Genomic DNA, 17554 nt, shown 5'->3' with positions numbered 1-17554 from the left:
CCCCTTTTTTAAGAACTAGTTTTAGTCGTTGAGTCCAGTTTTGTAGCCGACGCCGCGAACGGTGAGGACGATCTGCGGGTTTTCTGGATCTTTTTCGATCTTGGCGCGCAGACGCTGAACGTGAACATTTACTAGTCGAGTATCGGATGCGTGGCGGTAGCCCCACACTTTGCCCAGCAATTCTTCGCGGGTAAATACCTGCTGTGGTTTGCGGGCGAGTTCGAGCAACAGATCGAACTCCAGTGGGGTCAAGGAAATCTCAGCGCCGCCGCGTTTGACGGTGTGTGCTGGAACATCGATGGATAGATCGCCCACCTCGATGATTTCGCTTGGCCCCTCAACGGTGGCGCGGAGGCGAGCTCTGATGCGCGCGACAAGCTCTTTCGCTTTGAAAGGCTTGTTCACATAATCATCAGCACCGGATTCCAAGCCGAGCACCACATCTACGGTGTCGGTCTTGGCGGTGAGCATGATGATTGGTACGGCGGATTCTTGGCGAATTGCGCGACAGATGTCGATGCCATTCATGCCTGGAAGCATCAAGTCAAGCAAAATCAGATCCGGTTGTTCCCGGGAAGCGGTTTCCACGGCGAGGGCTCCGTCAGTGACAGCTACGGTGTCAAAGCCTTCTGCGCTGAGCACAATGGTGAGCATCTCGGAGATTGCGGGATCATCATCAACGACGAGAATTTTCTGCGACATGAGAATCCTTCCTGCTAGTTGGGGTTAATTAATAGTACCCAGGAATTCTGCGATTCTCTGCGCAACGTGGCCGGGATCTTCGTCGGGGGCAGCCACTATCCACGGTGATTCCCAGTTTTGCGCAGCTAAGCGGCGATACTGCTGAGCTGTGCGTTCCTGCAGCCCCGAATCCGATTCATAGCGGTCCCTGGTGCGCGAGGCGTCAAGCGCTTCTCGACGTTTTGCTCTATCCTGCGCTACCTCCGCGGGGGTATCCAACAAAACTTGAAGCGTAGGGCGCGGAATGCCGAGTCGTCCAAATTCTAGATCTGATACCCACTGTGGGGCGTCGTCGTCAAGCAAACGTGCGGCAGTATAAGCCGCGTTGGAGGCGACGTACCGGTCGAGCAGCACCACGCCAGGCGCGTTTAATTCCTCGATCGCGAAATGGCGATCGAGGGCAAAAAGCGTAGCCATGCCGTAGGCACTATCGGTGAGGTCGCCCATCCGGCCGTGCAAGGCTTCCGCGGCGAGCTGGGCATGAATCGAGGTTTCATAACGTGGGAAAGCAAGGACTTTTACATCAATGACCTGCGTTAAAGCCGAAACCAGGGTGTTTTTGCCGGCGCCATCGATTCCCTCAATACTGACAATCATTAGTAGCGGTAGTGCTCCGGCTTGAATGGGCCGGCAACGTCAACGCCGATGTATTCAGCCTGCTCCTTGGTCAGCTCAGTGAGGTTTCCGCCGAGTGCTTCAACGTGGATGAGTGCCACCTTTTCGTCCAGAACCTTAGGCAGACGGTAGACCTCGTTCTTATACTGTCCATCATTTTGGAACAGTTCAATCTGCGCGATGGTCTGGTCGGCAAAGGAAGTAGACATCACAAATGATGGGTGTCCGGTGGCGTTGCCGAGGTTAAGCAGACGGCCTTCGGAAAGTACGATGATGGAACGACCGTTAGAAAAAGTGAACTCATCAACCTGTGGCTTGATGGTGGTGCGGGTGACATCATCGCGGTGCAGCAGGGAGTGCATATCGATCTCGTTATCGAAGTGACCGATGTTGCCCAGCAGCGCATGATCCTTCATCTTGAGCATCTGCTCGAAGGAGATGATGTCCTTGTTGCCGGTCGCGGTGATCACGATATCGGCTTCTTCAATAGCTTCATCAACGGTGACCACGGAGTAGCCATCCATGAGCGCCTGCAACGCGTTGATTGGGTCCGCTTCGGTGACCTTAACGCGAGCGCCCTGGCCGTCGAATGCTTCTGCACAGCCCTTGCCAACATCGCCGTAGCCACAGACAAGCACGTTCTTGCCGCCCATGAGCATGTCGGTTGCGCGGTTGATGCCATCAATCAGGGAGTGGCGGGTGCCGTACTTGTTATCAAACTTGGATTTGGTCACGGCATCGTTGACGTTCATCGCTGGGAAAGGCAAAACGCCTTCTTCAGCAAAGTGGTACAGGCGGTGGACACCAGTGGTGGTTTCTTCAGTAACACCCTGCACAGCTTCAGCGATCTTTTCCCACTTGCTACCTTCAGTTGCAAATACTTCGCGCAGCATGCCGAGGAATGCGATGTGCTCATCAGAGTCATTCGCCTCAACTGGTGGGACAACACCAGCCTGCTCGTATTCGCGTCCACGAATAACAGCCATGGTTGCGTCGCCGCCATCATCAAGAATCATGTTTGGCAGCTCTTCGCCCCAGCTGAAGATCTGGTTGATGCACCACCAGTATTCCTCCAGGGATTCGCCCTTCCAAGCAAATACTGGAACACCGGTTGGCTCTTCTACAGTGCCATTGCCTACGACAATTGCAGCTGCAGCTTCATCCTGGGTGGAGAAAATATTGCAAGAAGCCCAACGAACCTCAGCACCCAAAGCGGTGAGAGTTTCAATAAGAACGGCGGTCTGGACCGTCATGTGGATGGAACCAGCAATGCGGGCGCCCTTCAGTGGCTGCTCCTCTGCGTATTCCTTGCGCAGCTGCATGAGACCTGGCATCTCATATTCTGCAAGACGAATCTGGTGGCGTCCTGCTTCTGCTAGTGAAAGATCGGCAACCTTGAAGTCCGTAACCTGAGCCATATTTTGGCGAGCTCCTTATGAGAAGTTAAAAATGAGGAAAACTTTTTCGACGCGCACCACTCTACCTGCTGGCGTAAGCACCGAAAATATTGAATCTTTTAGTTAAGCGCCTCTAAATACGCCTCGAGGTCATATTCCACATCTGCCTCTTCCAAAACCTGTGCAGCGGCACCGCGAAGAGCTTCAGAGCCTTCACCAATTAGTTCCCTGATAAATGGGTAATTCTCCAGCACCTGGCCTGCAGAATAAGGTGCGCCGAACATGATGGCAGCGATTGTTGCAGCAGCCTGACCGTTCAGGTGCTCATCTTCTGTAGCGTTTGCCTGATTTACGACCAGCAAACATGCGTCTTCCAACGCTTCGAGGATGTCCTGAGAATCCAGTTCTGAGATTTCATCGAGAAAATCAATGTTGACTTCCTCAGTCAAAATTGTATCGTCCCATGCGCCCATGTTCTTAAAGCCTTTCTAATTCCAGTTTAAAATTTGTTAAACATCTGGTTTATAACAATTCACAACACGACTTCATAAATAAAAAGCACAGTTGAAAATCTAAAAGACAGGACTTTACCTGCATTTTTACTTTTCTTCCTATTCATAGAAGCCAAGACATGATATCGTTTGTTATTGACTTGTTATTTTCCAGCGTTGAATCAATTACTACACTTCGGAGGTGAACCACGATGAAAACAGAAACTCAACGAGCACTTACTTTTATCGTGGTTGGCTGCTTAGCCGCCGCCGCTTTAGGTTTTATTGTCTGGCAGATGTCCAGTCCAACTAGACCCACCACCTCTGATATTGCCATGTCTAATACTACGTCTACCACCCAAACCCAGGCTAGCTATGTTTACCCAGGTAATACAGAGCCAACTTCCGTTGAACCTGACGTAGAAAACCAGACTTTGGCACCGATCAACACTGAAGATCCTTATCTTCCGCCAAATGCTTATGTGCGTCCAGGAAATGGTCGCCGCCCAGGCACCACTGCTGCCTCCAGCCCAACTATTTCACTAGGTTCTCCGACTACAACAACGCAATCTTTTGTTCCTTCTGAACCAGCAGAGAGTACCACCACGAAATCCGGTGGCAACAACAACACCGATGTCTCATCGGTTCCCAACACTTCTGACAACTCCGGAAACCCGCCTGTGACGGTGTCCCTGCCGGGCACATCTGAGCCATCAGATACTACTGAGCCTTCAGAACCATCAGAATCTGAAGAACCTATAGAGTCGACCGATCCGAGCATTCCGGAATCAACGAACCCACCAATAATTCCGTCTACGCCATCTAGTGAAGAGCCTTCGAGCGAGCTACCGACAGGCACTCCTCCGACAGAAGAACCTGAAGCTCCACCAACAGATTTCATCGAGGAACCCACAGCTCCGCTGAATCCAGATCAGCCGTCTATAGCTTCACTAGAACCTGCACTTAACTAATTAAACACATTGTGCCTCACCTGAAATCTCAGGTGAGGCACAATGTGTTTGAAGGCCGTGAATCTTATACTCGCGCTAAGAAGGCCTCTGCATTATCAGAACGCATCTCAATTGCCGGGTCGCTCGCAGGGACCCAGGCGGCATGGCCGGCAGAAATCTCTACAGTCTTCTCCCCTACGGACAAGGTGAGTGTGCCTCTCGTGCACAAAATGATCATCGGACCATCATGTTCAGCTTGTTCTGTGCCTTGTACGGATACGCGATCAAGTTGGAATTCATTGATCGGCACTGGGTAGTGAGTTTTCACACCATCAACAGCTGCGTTCACGCGTGCATCGGACAAGGAGTTGAAGTCCAAGACGCGAACAAGCTCTGGGACATCGACGTATTTTGAGGTCAGGCCACCACGAAGGACGTTATCGGAGTTAGCCATGATTTCTACGCCGAGTCCGCTGATGTACGCGTGCAGATTTGCTGCATCAAGATACAGTGCTTCGCCTGGGGCAAGTTTGTAGAAGTTCAAGAGCAGTGCGCCCAAAACTCCGACATCGCCTGGGTATTGTTCGTTGAGTTCGATGACATTAGACAAGACGAAGGCGATCTCTTCATCCCGATCGTTTGTCTCAAGGTATGCATGCGCTGCGGCGATGAGGGCATCAATGAGTTCGTGGCGCTTACCAATCGGGATGGTGATCCAGGTGGTAAATAGTGCGCGCAGCGATTCTTTCTCATTATCAACTGTCAGCATGCTGCGGTAGCGATCAAGAGGTTCACACGCCAAGACATCAAAGATGGTCAGAGTCTTGTGCAGCGGACGGAAACCTGCCATCGCAACGAATTCCGTAAGAGCAACGATCAACTCTGGTTTGTGGTTCGGATCGCGGTAGTTGCGATTCGATGCAGCTACGTTGATGCCCGCAGCATTTTCACGGGCGAATCCTTCACGAGCCTGCTCCAAAGATGGATGCGCTTGCAAAGAAAGTGGTGCTCCTGCCGCAAGAATCTTGAGGAGGAATGGAAGTTCATTATCAAACTCTGTTGCAACCCGAGAGCCCAAAGCGGCTTCAGGGTCAGCTGCAATAACATCGTTGAGTGCGCTCCCGCCAACAGCTGACGGGGATCCTGGGTGGGCGCCAAACCAAAGCTCTGCCTCTGGGCGAGCCGAAGGAGTTTGTTCGCCTTTGAGCTCAGCGATCAGCGTCCTTGAACCCCAAGGGTAGGTGCGCAATGAGCCTTCCAGTAGCTCCATTTACAAATCCTTTTCTTCAATGGAATAGGTCGTGGCTGACTGGCCTCGCACCAGTAATCGCAGTGCTTGTGTCAGCGCCCCTTTGCTAGGTCCGTCGCAGCTTTGCGCCATGGCATCGGGGACTCCGGGTTCCTCTTCGGCCCAGACAACAGCCCTAAACGGTACCATCATTGGGCTCTCATCAAGGAATGGGTCATGGAAAATATCATCAGCAATTGGAGCAGGTCCGCGTAACTCTGGAAGTGACTCCATCAGCTCTGGATAATCTAGAACAGTCGATACCAAACCGCGTCGAGTCCATAGCGGCGCGATGACATTGGCTATTGCCAGTCCCATATCGCTTCTACCGGTATGAACAATGCGAGAATTTTCCACATAACTGCGCAATTTTCGCCCTGGATTCACCAGCTCATCACGTTCCGGCGATAAAGATTCCACCTCTTCATCAATGCAATCAGAAAGGTGTTGTAAACGATCCGCAATGATACTTGGATCTGATTCGAAAAGATCTAGAAGCGTGCTTATCGACGCCACGATGCGGGCGGGTGACAAGCCAGCAGCGGTAGGCAAGGTTGGCAGGACGAAGGTGTCCTTGGGGGCTTCGTCGATAAGCGGGCCCGCACTCGGGCCTAACAGCAGCGTGGCCACGCCCCGCTGCGCTGCCGTGAGCAAAGCCTTGAGCGCTTTGTCATCTGCACCATTTTCGGTGATCACGATGAGCACATCGAGCGCGCCAATATAGTGCGGCAGCGTCGATGTAATCACCAGTGGTTGTCGCATGGGCGAATGTAGCACCTCGACCAAATTCACACAGCTGCGGTTGATTTGCCCCTCAACCATCACGACCACGCTGCGTGGACGCAACCCCTCAAAAGCTTTTAACGCACCTTGGGCAACAAGTCCGCCGATGAGACGAACCTGTGCGCCTTCCTGCGCGACATCAAAAAACCTTACGGTTTCGGGGTCATAGGAGGAACCATCATAAAAGGTATTGTCCACTTGCACCACGAGAATTATTGTCCTTTCCTTGCGTTAACCTCTAAGGATAAGGAAAACCCGTGCTGCCTGTTGGAAAATACGCTTACGCCCGAATAATTCCCAGGATCTCAGCAACCAAAGCATCAACTTCTTCAGTGGTCGCAGCTTCCACGTTCAGACGCAGTAGCGGCTCAGTGTTGGAAGCACGAACGTTAAACCATGCAGAAGTTCCCTCAAGCTGCACGGTCACGCCATCAAGGTTATCCACTGATGCGGTGCGATCAGCAAAGGCATCCAACACTGCCTGAGTACGTTCCTGCTGAGCTTGTGCATCAGCCAAACGAGAGTTCAACTCGCCTGAAGCAACGTATCGGTTGTATTTAGCCATCATCTCGCTCAATGGCTCATCTTGTCCGCCCAAAGCCGCAAGCACGTGCATCGCAGCCAAAATGCCGGAATCTGCATTGAAGAACTCAGTGAAGTAGTAATGCGCAGAGTGCTCGCCACCAAATGCCGCGCCAGTTTCTGCCATCATCGCCTTAATGAAGGAGTGGCCCACACGGGTACGCACTGCAGTGCCACCATTTTCCGCGATGATCTCAGGGACAGCCTTCGAGGTGATCAGGTTGTGAATAATGGTTGAGCCCGGCAGCTTTGCCAGGTAGCGCTCTGCCACGATTGCACAGATCGCGGAAGGGCTTACTGGCTGTCCTTTTTCATCAACAACGAAGCAACGATCGGCGTCACCGTCGAAAGCCAAGCCAATATCGGATCCGGTTTCTACGGTGAACTTCTGCAGATCAACCAAGTTCGCAGGCTCCAAAGGATTGGCCTCATGATTGGGGAAGTTGCCATCAAGTTCGAAATACAATGGTGCGACATCAAGTGGAAGTCCCTTGAATACCTCAGGAACTGTGAATCCGCCCATACCGTTTGCTGCATCCACAGCAACCTTCAACGGACGAATACCGTTGAGATCAACCAGCTCGTTCAAGTACGCAGCATATGCGCTCAGCAGATCCTGCTCGGTGACGGAGCCATGCTCTCCATCGAATGCCGGAACGCCCTCAACGAGATCATCAATGATGTTGGCAAGACCGGAATCCTGGCCGACTGGGCGAGCACCGGTACGGCACAGCTTGATGCCGTTGTACTCAGCAGGGTTGTGCGAAGCGGTGAACATTGCACCCGCACACTTCAATGTGCCAGAAGCGAAATACAGCTCATCGGTGGAAGTGAGTCCCAAAAGGACAACATCAAGCCCCTGGGCAGTCACACCAGCTGCGAAAGCCTGGGCAAGTTCTGGGGAAGAGTCGCGCATATCGTGGCCGATGGCAACGGTGGTTTCACCTTCACCACGCATGAGTCGACCAAAGGCAGCACCAGTCTCAGCAATGAAATCGGCATCAATATCGACGCCGACGACGCCTCGGACGTCATAGGCCTTGATTACAGCTGTGACAGATTCACGGGTACGCATAAATCCTCGAAGGGTGTAGGCAACAAAAATAACTTATGCAATACTACCCTCACAACGCATCCACTCCGAATGCCTATTCCTCGGAATCGTCCCTATCAGGCACAACGTAGAGGTGGCCCTTGCGGTGGATCTTGCGTTCCGAGATCCGTGCGCTCCGATTAACTGGGTGGTTACCCCCCACTTCATCTTCAGAGACGAGACCACTAACAGTGCGTCCTGCTTCTCGAACAGCTTGAGCAAGCGCGGTGAGATCTTCATCATCTTCAACTGGGATGCCATTGACGCGCAGCATCTCCCAACCAAGAGGCGCTGTGATGCGCTCTGCATGGTGCTCGCACAGATCCCAGCTATGTGGTTCTGCAGCAGGCGCCAACGGACCGACCACCGCAGTGGAATCCGAGTAGGCATAGGTGAGGGTGGCAACGGCGGGCTTGCCACAACCGGGGCGGGAACAACGACGAAACTGACTCACGAGCCCAAAGTTTAGACCTTTGGTTGAGGTTTTGACAGTCGCACTCGGCGCGCCAATACCTTTTTGCAGCTCAACACACCTAGAATTTCTTTTCATGCACACGAGAACTTTCCGCAATCGACACGGCCGTGGTCTCCGCGGACCTCTTTTGCCAACTGGAGTTCCCCGCCATGCGTCCCGAAGGAAAATATTCGACCGCGCAGTTCTTGAGGCCTACTCCCCTTTGTATGGGATCTACCAAAAAGAACTAAAAAACCTGGATATCGCAGTGGATACTATCCCGCGCATGCGTCTCAGTGCAGACCTCGCAGTTCTTCCAGACGAGATCACCGCAGATGGCCCAGTCCCCCTAGGCCGTGTTATCCCTCCAGCGATTGATACCAAGGGAAACCCTACGAGAGCACGCATCGTTATTTTCCGGATGCCCATCGAACAAAGAATAACCAGCTCGGTGGAACGCCATGAACTTCTCACGCATGTACTGACTTCGTTGGTGGCGAATTATCTCAATATTGATCCACGAGATATCGATCCAGGATTCCAGGACCTCTAGAAAGCACAAAAGCGAACTCTAAAGAGTTCGCTTGACTGTGTTGTGTGGTTTAAGAAATCTCGCGCTTTAAACGACGGCGTTCACGTTCTGAGAGTCCGCCCCAAATGCCAAAGCGTTCATCATGCTCAAGCGCAAACTCCAGGCAGTCATCCCGAACTGGGCAACCCTGGCAGATTCTCTTGGCTTCACGGGTTGAACCGCCTTTTTCTGGAAAGAATGCTTCAGGATCAGTTTGTGCACACAGTGCCTGTTCCTGCCATTCTTGTTCAACCGCGCCGAACAGATCATCCAATGTCATCTCCAGTGCGGTGCGAGTGTGGTCTGCGTGCTTGTTTGCAGATGCATCCCCTGCTGAATCTTCCATCTCTCGCCCCCCTTACTCACTTTCAAAGCCGTGTTATATCTGTTCGTATTTGGAATAATTTAATTCCCAAGCAGGTTCCTGAAAAGTTTCCTTGCTCTCAAGTGATTACACACGTGCCTGTATATCGCCGTCAACCGTTCTGGAAAAAATGTGCAATTCTTCCTCTGGTTAATTCACAATATTCACATCAGTCACAAAACCCCGTTGCCGGGGGTCTTTTACAGGGGTACTACATATTGTGGCATGAATCTTATAAAAGCAGATTTTGCCACAATATCAGCACGTGACACAAGTGCGGACACTACTTTTCACCATCAAATGCCACAAAAACGGAAATAAATTAATGCCCGGACAGAAAGTTAAATTAATTAACTGTTTGGACACCAAAGCATCTCTTATTGGTCAGAAGAAAAACGAATTCCACTGTCTGGAATAACCACGCCTGGGAAAACGCGCATCCCAGAAGTCAGCTCACATCGTGCACCGATTTGTGCGCCCTCACCGATCACGCAGCCAGAGATATGCGCATTTGCCCCGATGCGAGCTCCCGAAGAAATGATGGAGTTTTCAATAACCGCACCTGGTTCAATGGTCACGCCATCGAAGACAACAGTGTTGTCCAAGCGGCAGCCGGCACCGATCTCGGTGCCGCGGCCGACTACGGTGCCGCCCAGCAGCAAAACGCCGTCGCGAACGCCGGCGGAGGCGTCGACAAGCGACTCTCCTGTTTTGCCTTCAAGCAGGGGAGAATATGCAATTCCGCGCACAAGGTCAGCGGAGCCGCGAACAAAATCGCTTGGGGTACCCATATCGCGCCAATAAGAAGTATCCACATGGCCGAAGACTCGCTTATCTTCTTCCAGTAGCTGAGGGAAAGTTTCACGCTCAACGGAAACAGCTCGACCCGCTGGGATCTGCTCGATGAGTTCTTTCTTGAACACATAGCAGCCCGCGTTGATCTGATCGGTTGGTGGATCTTCCGTCTTCTCTAGGAATTCACTCACACGACCTTCAGCATCGGTAGGCACGCAACCGAAAGCACGCGGGTTAGCCACACGCACCAGGTGCATGGTCAGATCCGCTTCCTTTTCACGGTGGGTGTCCAAGATGCTGTTGAGGTCAGCACCGGAAAGCACATCGCCGTTGAACACAATCGCGGTATCGTGACGCAGCTTGTCGTAAACGTTACGGATACCACCACCAGTGCCCAGTGGCTGATCTTCCACAACATATTCAATTTCCAGGCCCATGTCGGAACCATCGCCGAAGTGTTCTTCAAACACTTCGGCCTTGAAAGAGGTGCCCAATACGACATGGGTGATGCCTGCTGCCTTAATGCGCGCAAGGAGGTGGGTCAAGAAAGGATGACCAGCAGTTGGCAACATTGGCTTTGGCGTGTTGACGGTCAGTGGGCGAAGTCGGGTGCCTTTGCCACCGACCAAGATGACAGCATCTACGTTTGTGCTGTTGTCAGAAAAAGTCATGTGTTCCTGTTTCACTCGATTTAGGGCTTGCAGATTTCATCAGGTTTAAGCAGATTTCATCAGATGCGATAACGTCTGCTGAAACGATATTCCCCGCTATTATTCAAGACCATTGTTTAGACATACTTTACATTCGTCTGCATTCAGGTCTCAGTGCGGTTTAGCTTTTAGATTTAGCCTTTGACAGCGCCACTGCTACTCCAGCGCGTACTTTCAAGCCGATGCGCAGGGCTAAACGCAGAGGTGCCTGCCATGGTTTTGCCAATCGGTCCGCTTGGAAACGGTAGGCACTTTCATGATGTGCGGGCAACATATGTTCTGGATTTTTACCTGCAACGTGTCCCTTTGCATGCGTGATCTGCGCGCTTGGGCAAAAAACATTGTCAAAGCCTGCGCGTGTGAGACGATCGCCAAGATCAACGTCTTCCATATACATGAAGTAGCGCTCATCAAAACCACCAATCTGCTCAAAAGCAGACCATCGGAGTAGAAGGCACGATCCAGACAGCCAACCTGCGGTGCGTTCAGTTTCCATGTCATCATCATCACGATATGCAGCAGACCATGGATTGGATTTCCACACGGAGCCAAGCAAAGCGTGTCCGATGCCGTTTGCCAATGTGGGAACTGCACGAGCCGATGGATACGCCGAACCATCAGCTTCCCGAATCAGCGGCCCAACAGCACCAGCATTTGGGTGACGTTTCGCACATTCCACTAATTGATCGATGGAATCTTCATCAAACACAACATCAGGATTAGAGACGAGGAAAAACTCTCCGTCGATCTCCCCTGCATCCCGGCGCGCACGCAAAGACTTTGCTGCAATATTAATTGCGGTGCCATAACCTAAGTTGCCGCCTGTGGATAAGAACTCCACATTGCTTCGTTCCTTCGTTGCCTGCTCAGGAACGCCATCTACAGATCCATTGTCTGCCATCACAACGTGGGTGCCCTGTGAAGTCGCACCTGGCAACGAATCCAGGAACGACGCCAAGTACTTGCCTGGCGAATAGGTCACCGTAATCACAGCGATGGGGAAATTCAAAGTACTCACGATGCGAAAGCTTAGTGGTTTAAGTTTGCAAGAAGAATCCGCCACTCCCGACAAGCGTTGAGGAAAACTCCAATGCATGGCTTAGAATTGTCCAGGACGTATGGTTTTCCATAATTTCAAGGAAGTAGAAATAAAACTTGAAGCAGTATTTTCTTTAAATCTTCTTTAAAGTGTGTTCCCGGCTCGCTTCACATTCCTTGTCCATTATTACCCACCACAATCCGCGAAGGGTTAACAGCACGTGACTGAAAAGTATCGCCCCGTCCGTGACATTAAGCCTGCTCCGGCAGCAATGCAATCAATTAAACAAGCAGGCCACCCAATATTTCGAAGCGTTATTGCTTTTGTTTCGGTGTTGGTGCTGTTGGTTTCCGGGCTCGGTTATTTCGCCGTGGGAAAGGTCGGCGATGTAGCAAACGCCGGTAACCTCACGCTCGGTGGTGGCAAGGGTGTTTTGGATGGCCAGGCGGAAGACGGTGCTACCGATATTTTGTTGGTGGGTTCTGATTCCCGTTCCGATGCGCAGGGTAATTCCCTGACTGAGGAAGAGTTGGCGCTGCTCCGCGCAGGCGATGAGGAAAACGATAACACCGATACCATCATGGTGATTCGAATTCCGAACGATGGTTCTTCTGCCACTGCGGTGTCTATTCCGCGTGATACTTATGTTCATGATTCCGACTACGGAAATATGAAAATCAACGGTGTCTACGGCGCGCACAAGGATGCCCGACGCGGGGAGCTCATGAATCAGGGCTTCACCAATGAATCTGAATTGGAAAAGCGTGCCAAGGAATCTGGCCGTGAGGGCCTGATTGGTGCTGTTTCTGATCTCACTGGTGTCACTGTTGATCACTATGCAGAAATTGGTCTTTTAGGGTTCGTGTTACTCACGGATGCTGTCGGTGGCGTTGAGGTCTGCCTTAATAATGCAGTGGATGAGCCGCTGTCTGGTGCAAACTTCCCGGCTGGTCGCCAATTCTTGGGTGGCCCGGATGCGTTGTCTTATGTGCGTCAGCGCCATGATCTCCCCCGTGGCGATCTTGACCGTATCGTTCGCCAGCAATCTTTCATGGCTTCTTTGGTCAACCAGGTGCTTTCTTCTGGCACACTGACTAATCCTTCAAAGCTCAGCGCACTTGCTGATGCTGTCACTCGCTCTGTCATTATCGATGAAGGTTGGGATGTCATGGGCTTTGCCACCCAGCTGCAGAATCTCGCTGGTGGCAACGTTACTTTCGGCACCATTCCAGTTACTTCTATCGACGGCACCGGCGATTATGGCGAGTCCGTGGTCACCGTCGATGTCAACCAGGTACATACCTTTTTCAATGACGCCCTCGGTGGATCTGAGCCTGCCGTGGAAGCGGGTTCCGATGAGCAACCAGCCGAGGATCAAGGTCCTGATCTCAGCGAGGTTGAGGTCCATGTCCTCAACGCTTCTTATACAGAAGGTCTAGCCAACGGCATTGCAGCACACCTCCAGGAAATGGGTTACACCATTGCGGAGACCGGCAATGCAGCCGAAGGCCTCTACTACGAGTCCCAGGTCCTTGCTGGCGATGCCAACAGCAAGCAGGCAGAAGCGATCTCTGAAGCGCTGGGCGGATTGCCGATCATGGTGAATTCTTCCCTGGATGCTAATACTGTCATCGTTGTATCCTCCGGCGATTACGCTGGCCCAACCGCCGAGTCCAATGCGGTAACGTCTAGCACTGTTGGCCAGCCGGGCGCTGATATCGGCGCACCGATCGAGAGCCCAGAGTTCGATGCCGGCGGCGACGGTCCGCGCTGCGTGAACTAAAAGATTTTCGCTTTTCGACGCCTCCCTCCGCATTCCTTTCAGGTACGCGGAGGGTTGCTGGTTTTATAAGAAAAAAACCTAAAACTTTCAGTTTTATTACTCTTGGGAGCTATGGAACTTCTTTCTCATTTGTTCGCGCTAGATCCAGCTACTCCCCGACTCACTGTCTATAACGAAACTACGGGTGCTCGTTTAGATTTCTCGGCAATTACTTTGGACAATTGGGCCTCCAAAGTAGGCAATATGTTGCTTGATGAGCTCGATCTAGAAGAAGGCTCCACCATCGCGGTTGATCTTCCTGTGAGCTGGCAAGCTTCAGTCATTGTGCTTGGCGCATTGGCTGCTGGAGTTGAGGTGGAATTTACCAACGGAATTACCACGGAAGCAGATGCGGTGTTTACTTCCCTGGATCGTTATAAGTCTTATGAGGAACATAGCGATGTGTTGCTTGTCAGCGAAGATCCTTTTGGTCGTGGCATCGTGGAAAGCGGTGGTGATTTACCTCAAGGCGCGATCGATTTTGGTCCCACGGTGCGTTTCTACGGAGATCAATTCTTCAACCCCACCCGTGCCCTTCCAGAGATTGTTACTTCTTCAGCCATTCCTGCTGGAGCACGCATCCTTGCCACTGGCTGGTCAGATTTTGAAGGCTTTAAACAACAAGTGTTGGAGCCACTTTCCGTTGGTGGTTCGGCTGTGATCGTTGCAGGTCTCACCGATCAAGAGCGCCTGGAGCACATCGCTGCTAATGAAAAGGTGACTCACCGGATCTAAGTTTTTGCTGCACATATGAGTGTTGATCGTAATAATTAGGGGTATGACTTCTTCACAGGCGTCCATCCACTTTGCAGTCGACTCTCTGGCAACTGTTTTAAAAGAATTTCCTGAAACCCAAATCGCCATTTTAAGCTGCACGTTTGAACCTGGATCTAGTTCAATGCAGGTCAATTGTTTCGATAAAGATGGCGAAAGAGTTGATACTGGATTTGAGGCATTCGATCTTGTTGATGACGCAGTCAATGCCTTGCAGTCTGAGCAAATTGATCCGGTACTGAGCATCGAAATTTCTCTTAATCCTGCCGGTACTTGGGAGGCTAGGGAGGTTACTTCAACCCTTGATCAGATAGTTGTACATCCTCTAGTATTCGATGCTCCTTGGATACAGCTTCCTCCGATCACGCCAGCAGAAGAAGCTGAAATAGCACAGCTGTGGGCGCAAGGATCTGGTGGCTACGCTGTTCAAGCACCAATGACAGCTGATGCTGCGGAGAAACTAGCTGTTTATTTAGGGATTCCCATTCCTCCCCAATTGAAAGCACTGTTAAGGCTAAGCGACGGTGCGAAATTTGATGCTGAGGTGGAAGAAGGAACTCTCACAGCAGGGTGGTCCTTTCTCTCCTCTGCAGAGATTATGCAAAGGCATAAACAGTGGGCAGAACTTGCAGCTAATGGTCCTTATACTGGCGAAGCTTTTGACCAAGGAATCCCTGGTGTGGTCCAACTACGTCTTCTGCATCCTGGATGGATCCCTTTCGCGCATGATCATGGAGGAAATTGTTTGGGGATTGATCTGGTACCCGGACCACACGGTATCGCGGGTCAGATCATTGAATATGGACGCGATCTCGTTGATGGTCCAGTTAGGCATGCGGATTCTTTAGTTGATTATCTTGCGCAGCGTCGCTATGACTGGCCTGCTCCCTATCTTGATCACGTGATTCCCCCGGGGACGCCACAACCTTTTATTCGCGCAGAAGTTCCTGAAGAAACTGAATCTTTAAGATTGTTTAATCTAGAGTATTTTGCGATTTCCGCGGTGCATGATCTTCCACTTAAAGCACTGATCCTTCGCAATATTGCTGCTGTCGATCTCAGTGGAATCGAATTTCTTCCATTGCAATCGCTTCGACTTCTTGATCTCAAAGAAGCTGATTTGGCACCGCTTGCAGGGCATCCTACATTGAGAATGATCACGGTGGAAAACGTCGAAAAGCTTTATAACGTGGAGGCATTGGGCGCCCTAGCAGCTTTGGAAACCGTTGAGATGGACAGCACGCAAGCACTTGATGCTCTGGGCGACATTCATGTGCTGAAGCTTCCGAAAGGCTTGCGATTGGTGCAGGCAGTAGATCTTATTAATCGGGTGTGTCGGCAATCATCATTGGAGATCACTTTCTCCTCTGGAAACATAAGTGACTTCTAACCCTTCTTCATCCTGTACTCACGCCAGGTCAACGCCACGATGAAGGCGTCAAAGATTGTTAGCGCAATCATTCCAACACTGGCTTGAAGTGCGATTTGGTAGAGCTGATATCCGATGAATACCAGGAGCACCACGATCATCCAAGGATAAGCCCACAGCTTATTTTTGAGCACTGCCCCAACCAACACGACTTTCACAATGCCGTGTGCCAAGAGATATATAGCGCTAAACAGCATGGCATGGCCGGTTATTGAATCGCTGCTGTGCACCAAAAAACTCGCGATGACATCGTTGGGATCCTCATTGAGTTCGCTTTGGGTAAGTGCCACCACCCACCGATGTAGGTGCTCAGGATTGACAAGCAGTAACAGCCCTCCGCCGATTAGTTCTAATAAACCGTTGAGCCCTTTTAGAATAATGCCAATCCAAAAGAGCTGTTCCCACCGATCATGCACTTTAATGACTGCCATGATGATGCTTCTTTCCTCAAATCACCTCTGTAATAGATAGCCCAATCTAGCCCCATTAAATCCACTTTGTGCACGCCTGCTGGTAATTTAATAAAACATGGCAACGGTCACATTCGACAAGGTCACAATCCGATACCCCGGCGCGGAACGTGCAACAGTTCATGAGCTTGATTTAGATATCGCAGATGGCGAGTTCTTGGTACTCGTCGGCCCTTCGGGCTGCGGTAAATCCACCACGCTGCGCGCTTTGGCAGGCCTGGAGGGTGTGGAATCTGGGTCGATCAAAATTGATGGCAAAGATGTCACTGGTCAGGAGCCGGCGGATCGCGATATTGCAATGGTGTTCCAGAACTACGCGTTGTATCCGCATATGACGGTGGCGAAGAATATGGGCTTCGCGTTAAAGTTGGCGAAGCTGCCGCAGGCAGAAATTGATGCCAAGGTGAATCAGGCTGCGGAGATCCTGGGGCTCACGGAGTTTTTGGATCGCAAGCCGAAGGATTTGTCCGGTGGTCAGCGTCAGCGCGTGGCGATGGGGCGTGCGCTGGTGCGCGATCCGAAGGTGTTCCTCATGGATGAGCCTTTGTCCAACCTGGATGCGAAATTGCGCGTGCAAACTCGTGCTGAGGTCGCTGCTTTGCAGCGCCGCCTGGGCACCACGACGGTGTATGTCACCCACGACCAGGTCGAAGCGATGACCATGGGCGATCGGGTTGCAGTATTAAAGGACGGGTTGCTGCAGCAGGTAGCACCGCCCAGGGAGCTTTACGACGCCCCCGTCAACGATTTCGTTGCCGGTTTCATTGGTTCACCGTCCATGAATCTCTTCCCCACCGATGGCTACACCATGGGTATACGCCCGGAGAAGATGCTGGTCAATGAAACCCCTGAAGGTTTCGCGACCATTGATGCTGTGGTGGATATCGTCGAGGAGCTCGGCTCTGAGTCCTATGTTTATGCCACTTGGGAAGGCCATCGCCTGGTGGCTCGTTGGATCGAAGGCCCGGTGCCTTCTCCTGGCACCCCGGTGGTCTTTTCCTACGATCCTGCGCAAGCACATCGCTTTGATCTAAACACCGGCAACCGCATCGCTTAGCCCCGAGTTGTGGAGGGAGGCGTCGAGAAGCATGCTTTTCGACGCTTAACGGGGGTGATTTAAGGCAAAATTATGCACAAAAGTGGGCAAAGTCATTAGATTAAGAGTCATCTGTTGTTAAGAAAGGTG

Annotated in this window: 18 protein-coding genes; 6 read left to right on the top strand and 12 right to left on the bottom strand. The window is 51.6% G+C overall.

The genetic code is table 11. The annotated features are described in order from the left end of the window. Nucleotides 1-21: 21 nt before the first annotated feature. From mtrA to ccrud_RS03655, 4 genes are all read right to left on the bottom strand, one after another. Nucleotides 22-702: a two-component system response regulator MtrA gene (mtrA, locus tag ccrud_RS03670; protein WP_066564910.1), complete on the bottom strand. Its 681-nt coding sequence runs from the start codon at nucleotides 700-702 to the stop codon at nucleotides 22-24. 24 nt (nucleotides 703-726) lie between these two features. Beyond that, nucleotides 727-1338, bottom strand: coding sequence for a dTMP kinase (locus ccrud_RS03665; protein WP_066564909.1), 612 nt, complete (start codon nucleotides 1336-1338; stop codon nucleotides 727-729). Continuing rightward, nucleotides 1338-2774 (bottom strand): adenosylhomocysteinase, encoded by a 1437-nt coding sequence (ahcY, locus tag ccrud_RS03660; protein WP_066564908.1) that lies wholly within the window; start codon nucleotides 2772-2774, stop codon nucleotides 1338-1340. Before ahcY ends, ccrud_RS03665 begins: the two co-directional genes overlap by 1 nt. A 98-nt stretch (nucleotides 2775-2872) precedes the next feature. Continuing rightward, the gene (locus ccrud_RS03655) at nucleotides 2873-3226 is read right to left on the bottom strand and encodes a hypothetical protein (RefSeq protein ID WP_066564907.1); all 354 of its coding nucleotides are present in this window, start codon (nucleotides 3224-3226) and stop codon (nucleotides 2873-2875) included. 230 nt (nucleotides 3227-3456) lie between these two features. On the opposite strand from ccrud_RS03655, the gene ccrud_RS03650 reads away from it, so the two are divergent. Next, complete coding sequence (locus ccrud_RS03650) at nucleotides 3457-4215, top strand: hypothetical protein (protein ID WP_066564906.1); 759 nt, start codon at nucleotides 3457-3459, stop codon at nucleotides 4213-4215. A gap of 64 nt (nucleotides 4216-4279) precedes the next feature. Here ccrud_RS03650 and manA read toward each other — a convergent pair whose 3' ends face one another. From manA to ccrud_RS03630, 4 genes are all read right to left on the bottom strand, one after another. After that, nucleotides 4280-5464, bottom strand: a complete 1185-nt coding sequence (gene manA / locus ccrud_RS03645; protein ID WP_066564905.1) for a mannose-6-phosphate isomerase, class I — start codon at nucleotides 5462-5464, stop codon at nucleotides 4280-4282. Next, nucleotides 5465-6472, bottom strand: a complete 1008-nt coding sequence (locus ccrud_RS03640) for a hypothetical protein (protein WP_066564904.1) — start codon at nucleotides 6470-6472, stop codon at nucleotides 5465-5467. 73 nt (nucleotides 6473-6545) lie between these two features. Next, on the bottom strand, nucleotides 6546-7922 hold the full coding sequence (locus tag ccrud_RS03635) for a phosphomannomutase/phosphoglucomutase (RefSeq protein ID WP_066564903.1): 1377 nt from the start codon (nucleotides 7920-7922) through the stop codon (nucleotides 6546-6548). Between the two features lie 73 nt (nucleotides 7923-7995). Next, a complete protein-coding gene (locus tag ccrud_RS03630; RefSeq protein ID WP_066569460.1) occupies nucleotides 7996-8394 on the bottom strand; it encodes a DUF3499 domain-containing protein in 399 nt (132 codons plus the stop codon). Nucleotides 8395-8488: 94 nt separating this feature from the next. Between ccrud_RS03630 and ccrud_RS03625 the strand changes: the two genes are divergently transcribed. Continuing rightward, the gene (locus tag ccrud_RS03625; protein ID WP_066564902.1) at nucleotides 8489-8947 is read left to right on the top strand and encodes a metallopeptidase family protein; all 459 of its coding nucleotides are present in this window, start codon (nucleotides 8489-8491) and stop codon (nucleotides 8945-8947) included. Nucleotides 8948-8996: 49 nt separating this feature from the next. Here ccrud_RS03625 and ccrud_RS03620 read toward each other — a convergent pair whose 3' ends face one another. The 3 genes from ccrud_RS03620 to ccrud_RS03610 form a co-directional block, all read right to left on the bottom strand. Beyond that, nucleotides 8997-9311, bottom strand: a complete 315-nt coding sequence (locus ccrud_RS03620) for a WhiB family transcriptional regulator (protein WP_066564901.1) — start codon at nucleotides 9309-9311, stop codon at nucleotides 8997-8999. A 395-nt stretch (nucleotides 9312-9706) separates the two neighbouring features. Further along, nucleotides 9707-10795 (bottom strand): mannose-1-phosphate guanylyltransferase, encoded by a 1089-nt coding sequence (manB, locus tag ccrud_RS03615; protein WP_066564900.1) that lies wholly within the window; start codon nucleotides 10793-10795, stop codon nucleotides 9707-9709. 160 nt (nucleotides 10796-10955) lie between these two features. Beyond that, nucleotides 10956-11852, bottom strand: a complete 897-nt coding sequence (locus ccrud_RS03610) for a glycosyltransferase family 2 protein (RefSeq protein WP_425394205.1) — start codon at nucleotides 11850-11852, stop codon at nucleotides 10956-10958. Nucleotides 11853-12093: 241 nt separating this feature from the next. Here ccrud_RS03610 and lcpA point away from each other — a divergent pair, with 241 nt between their 5' ends. The 3 genes from lcpA to ccrud_RS03595 all read left to right on the top strand — a co-directional run bounded on the left by lcpA (nucleotide 12094) and on the right by ccrud_RS03595 (nucleotide 15859). Further along, entirely contained in the window at nucleotides 12094-13656 is a 1563-nt protein-coding gene (lcpA, locus tag ccrud_RS03605; protein WP_066564899.1) for an arabinogalactan--peptidoglycan ligase LcpA, read from the top strand. A 111-nt stretch (nucleotides 13657-13767) separates the two neighbouring features. After that, nucleotides 13768-14430: a TIGR03089 family protein gene (locus tag ccrud_RS03600; RefSeq protein ID WP_066564898.1), complete on the top strand. Its 663-nt coding sequence runs from the start codon at nucleotides 13768-13770 to the stop codon at nucleotides 14428-14430. Between the two features lie 43 nt (nucleotides 14431-14473). Beyond that, nucleotides 14474-15859: an SMI1/KNR4 family protein gene (locus ccrud_RS03595; RefSeq protein ID WP_066564897.1), complete on the top strand. Its 1386-nt coding sequence runs from the start codon at nucleotides 14474-14476 to the stop codon at nucleotides 15857-15859. Here ccrud_RS03595 and ccrud_RS03590 read toward each other — a convergent pair. Next, nucleotides 15856-16329, bottom strand: a complete 474-nt coding sequence (locus ccrud_RS03590; protein WP_066564896.1) for a DUF2127 domain-containing protein — start codon at nucleotides 16327-16329, stop codon at nucleotides 15856-15858. The two genes, ccrud_RS03595 and ccrud_RS03590, sit on opposite strands and share 4 nt — an antisense overlap. A 97-nt stretch (nucleotides 16330-16426) precedes the next feature. On the opposite strand from ccrud_RS03590, the gene ccrud_RS03585 reads away from it, so the two are divergent. Then, nucleotides 16427-17425, top strand: coding sequence for an ABC transporter ATP-binding protein (locus ccrud_RS03585; protein ID WP_066564895.1), 999 nt, complete (start codon nucleotides 16427-16429; stop codon nucleotides 17423-17425). Nucleotides 17426-17554 lie beyond the last annotated feature (129 nt).

Origin of the sequence: Corynebacterium crudilactis (genome assembly GCF_001643015.1) — a bacterium.
Lineage (GTDB): Bacteria > Actinomycetota > Actinomycetes > Mycobacteriales > Mycobacteriaceae > Corynebacterium > Corynebacterium crudilactis.
The sequence above is the reverse complement of the archived record's forward strand: the minus strand, read 5'-3'. Positions and strand labels throughout refer to the sequence as shown.

Coding starts and splice junctions, on each gene's coding strand:
- ccrud_RS03590 (WP_066564896.1), bottom strand. CDS start 16,329: ATGGCAGTCATTAAAGTGCATGATCGGTGGGAACAGCTCTTTTGGATT.
- manB (WP_066564900.1), bottom strand. CDS start 10,795: ATGACTTTTTCTGACAACAGCACAAACGTAGATGCTGTCATCTTGGTC.
- ccrud_RS03635 (WP_066564903.1), bottom strand. CDS start 7,922: ATGCGTACCCGTGAATCTGTCACAGCTGTAATCAAGGCCTATGACGTC.
- ccrud_RS03585 (WP_066564895.1), top strand. CDS start 16,427: ATGGCAACGGTCACATTCGACAAGGTCACAATCCGATACCCCGGCGCG.
- manA (WP_066564905.1), bottom strand. CDS start 5,464: ATGGAGCTACTGGAAGGCTCATTGCGCACCTACCCTTGGGGTTCAAGG.
- mtrA (WP_066564910.1), bottom strand. CDS start 702: ATGTCGCAGAAAATTCTCGTCGTTGATGATGATCCCGCAATCTCCGAG.
- ccrud_RS03665 (WP_066564909.1), bottom strand. CDS start 1,338: ATGATTGTCAGTATTGAGGGAATCGATGGCGCCGGCAAAAACACCCTG.
- ahcY (WP_066564908.1), bottom strand. CDS start 2,774: ATGGCTCAGGTTACGGACTTCAAGGTTGCCGATCTTTCACTAGCAGAA.
- ccrud_RS03625 (WP_066564902.1), top strand. CDS start 8,489: ATGCACACGAGAACTTTCCGCAATCGACACGGCCGTGGTCTCCGCGGA.
- ccrud_RS03650 (WP_066564906.1), top strand. CDS start 3,457: ATGAAAACAGAAACTCAACGAGCACTTACTTTTATCGTGGTTGGCTGC.
- ccrud_RS03655 (WP_066564907.1), bottom strand. CDS start 3,226: ATGGGCGCATGGGACGATACAATTTTGACTGAGGAAGTCAACATTGAT.
- ccrud_RS03620 (WP_066564901.1), bottom strand. CDS start 9,311: ATGGAAGATTCAGCAGGGGATGCATCTGCAAACAAGCACGCAGACCAC.
- ccrud_RS03595 (WP_066564897.1), top strand. CDS start 14,474: ATGACTTCTTCACAGGCGTCCATCCACTTTGCAGTCGACTCTCTGGCA.
- ccrud_RS03600 (WP_066564898.1), top strand. CDS start 13,768: ATGGAACTTCTTTCTCATTTGTTCGCGCTAGATCCAGCTACTCCCCGA.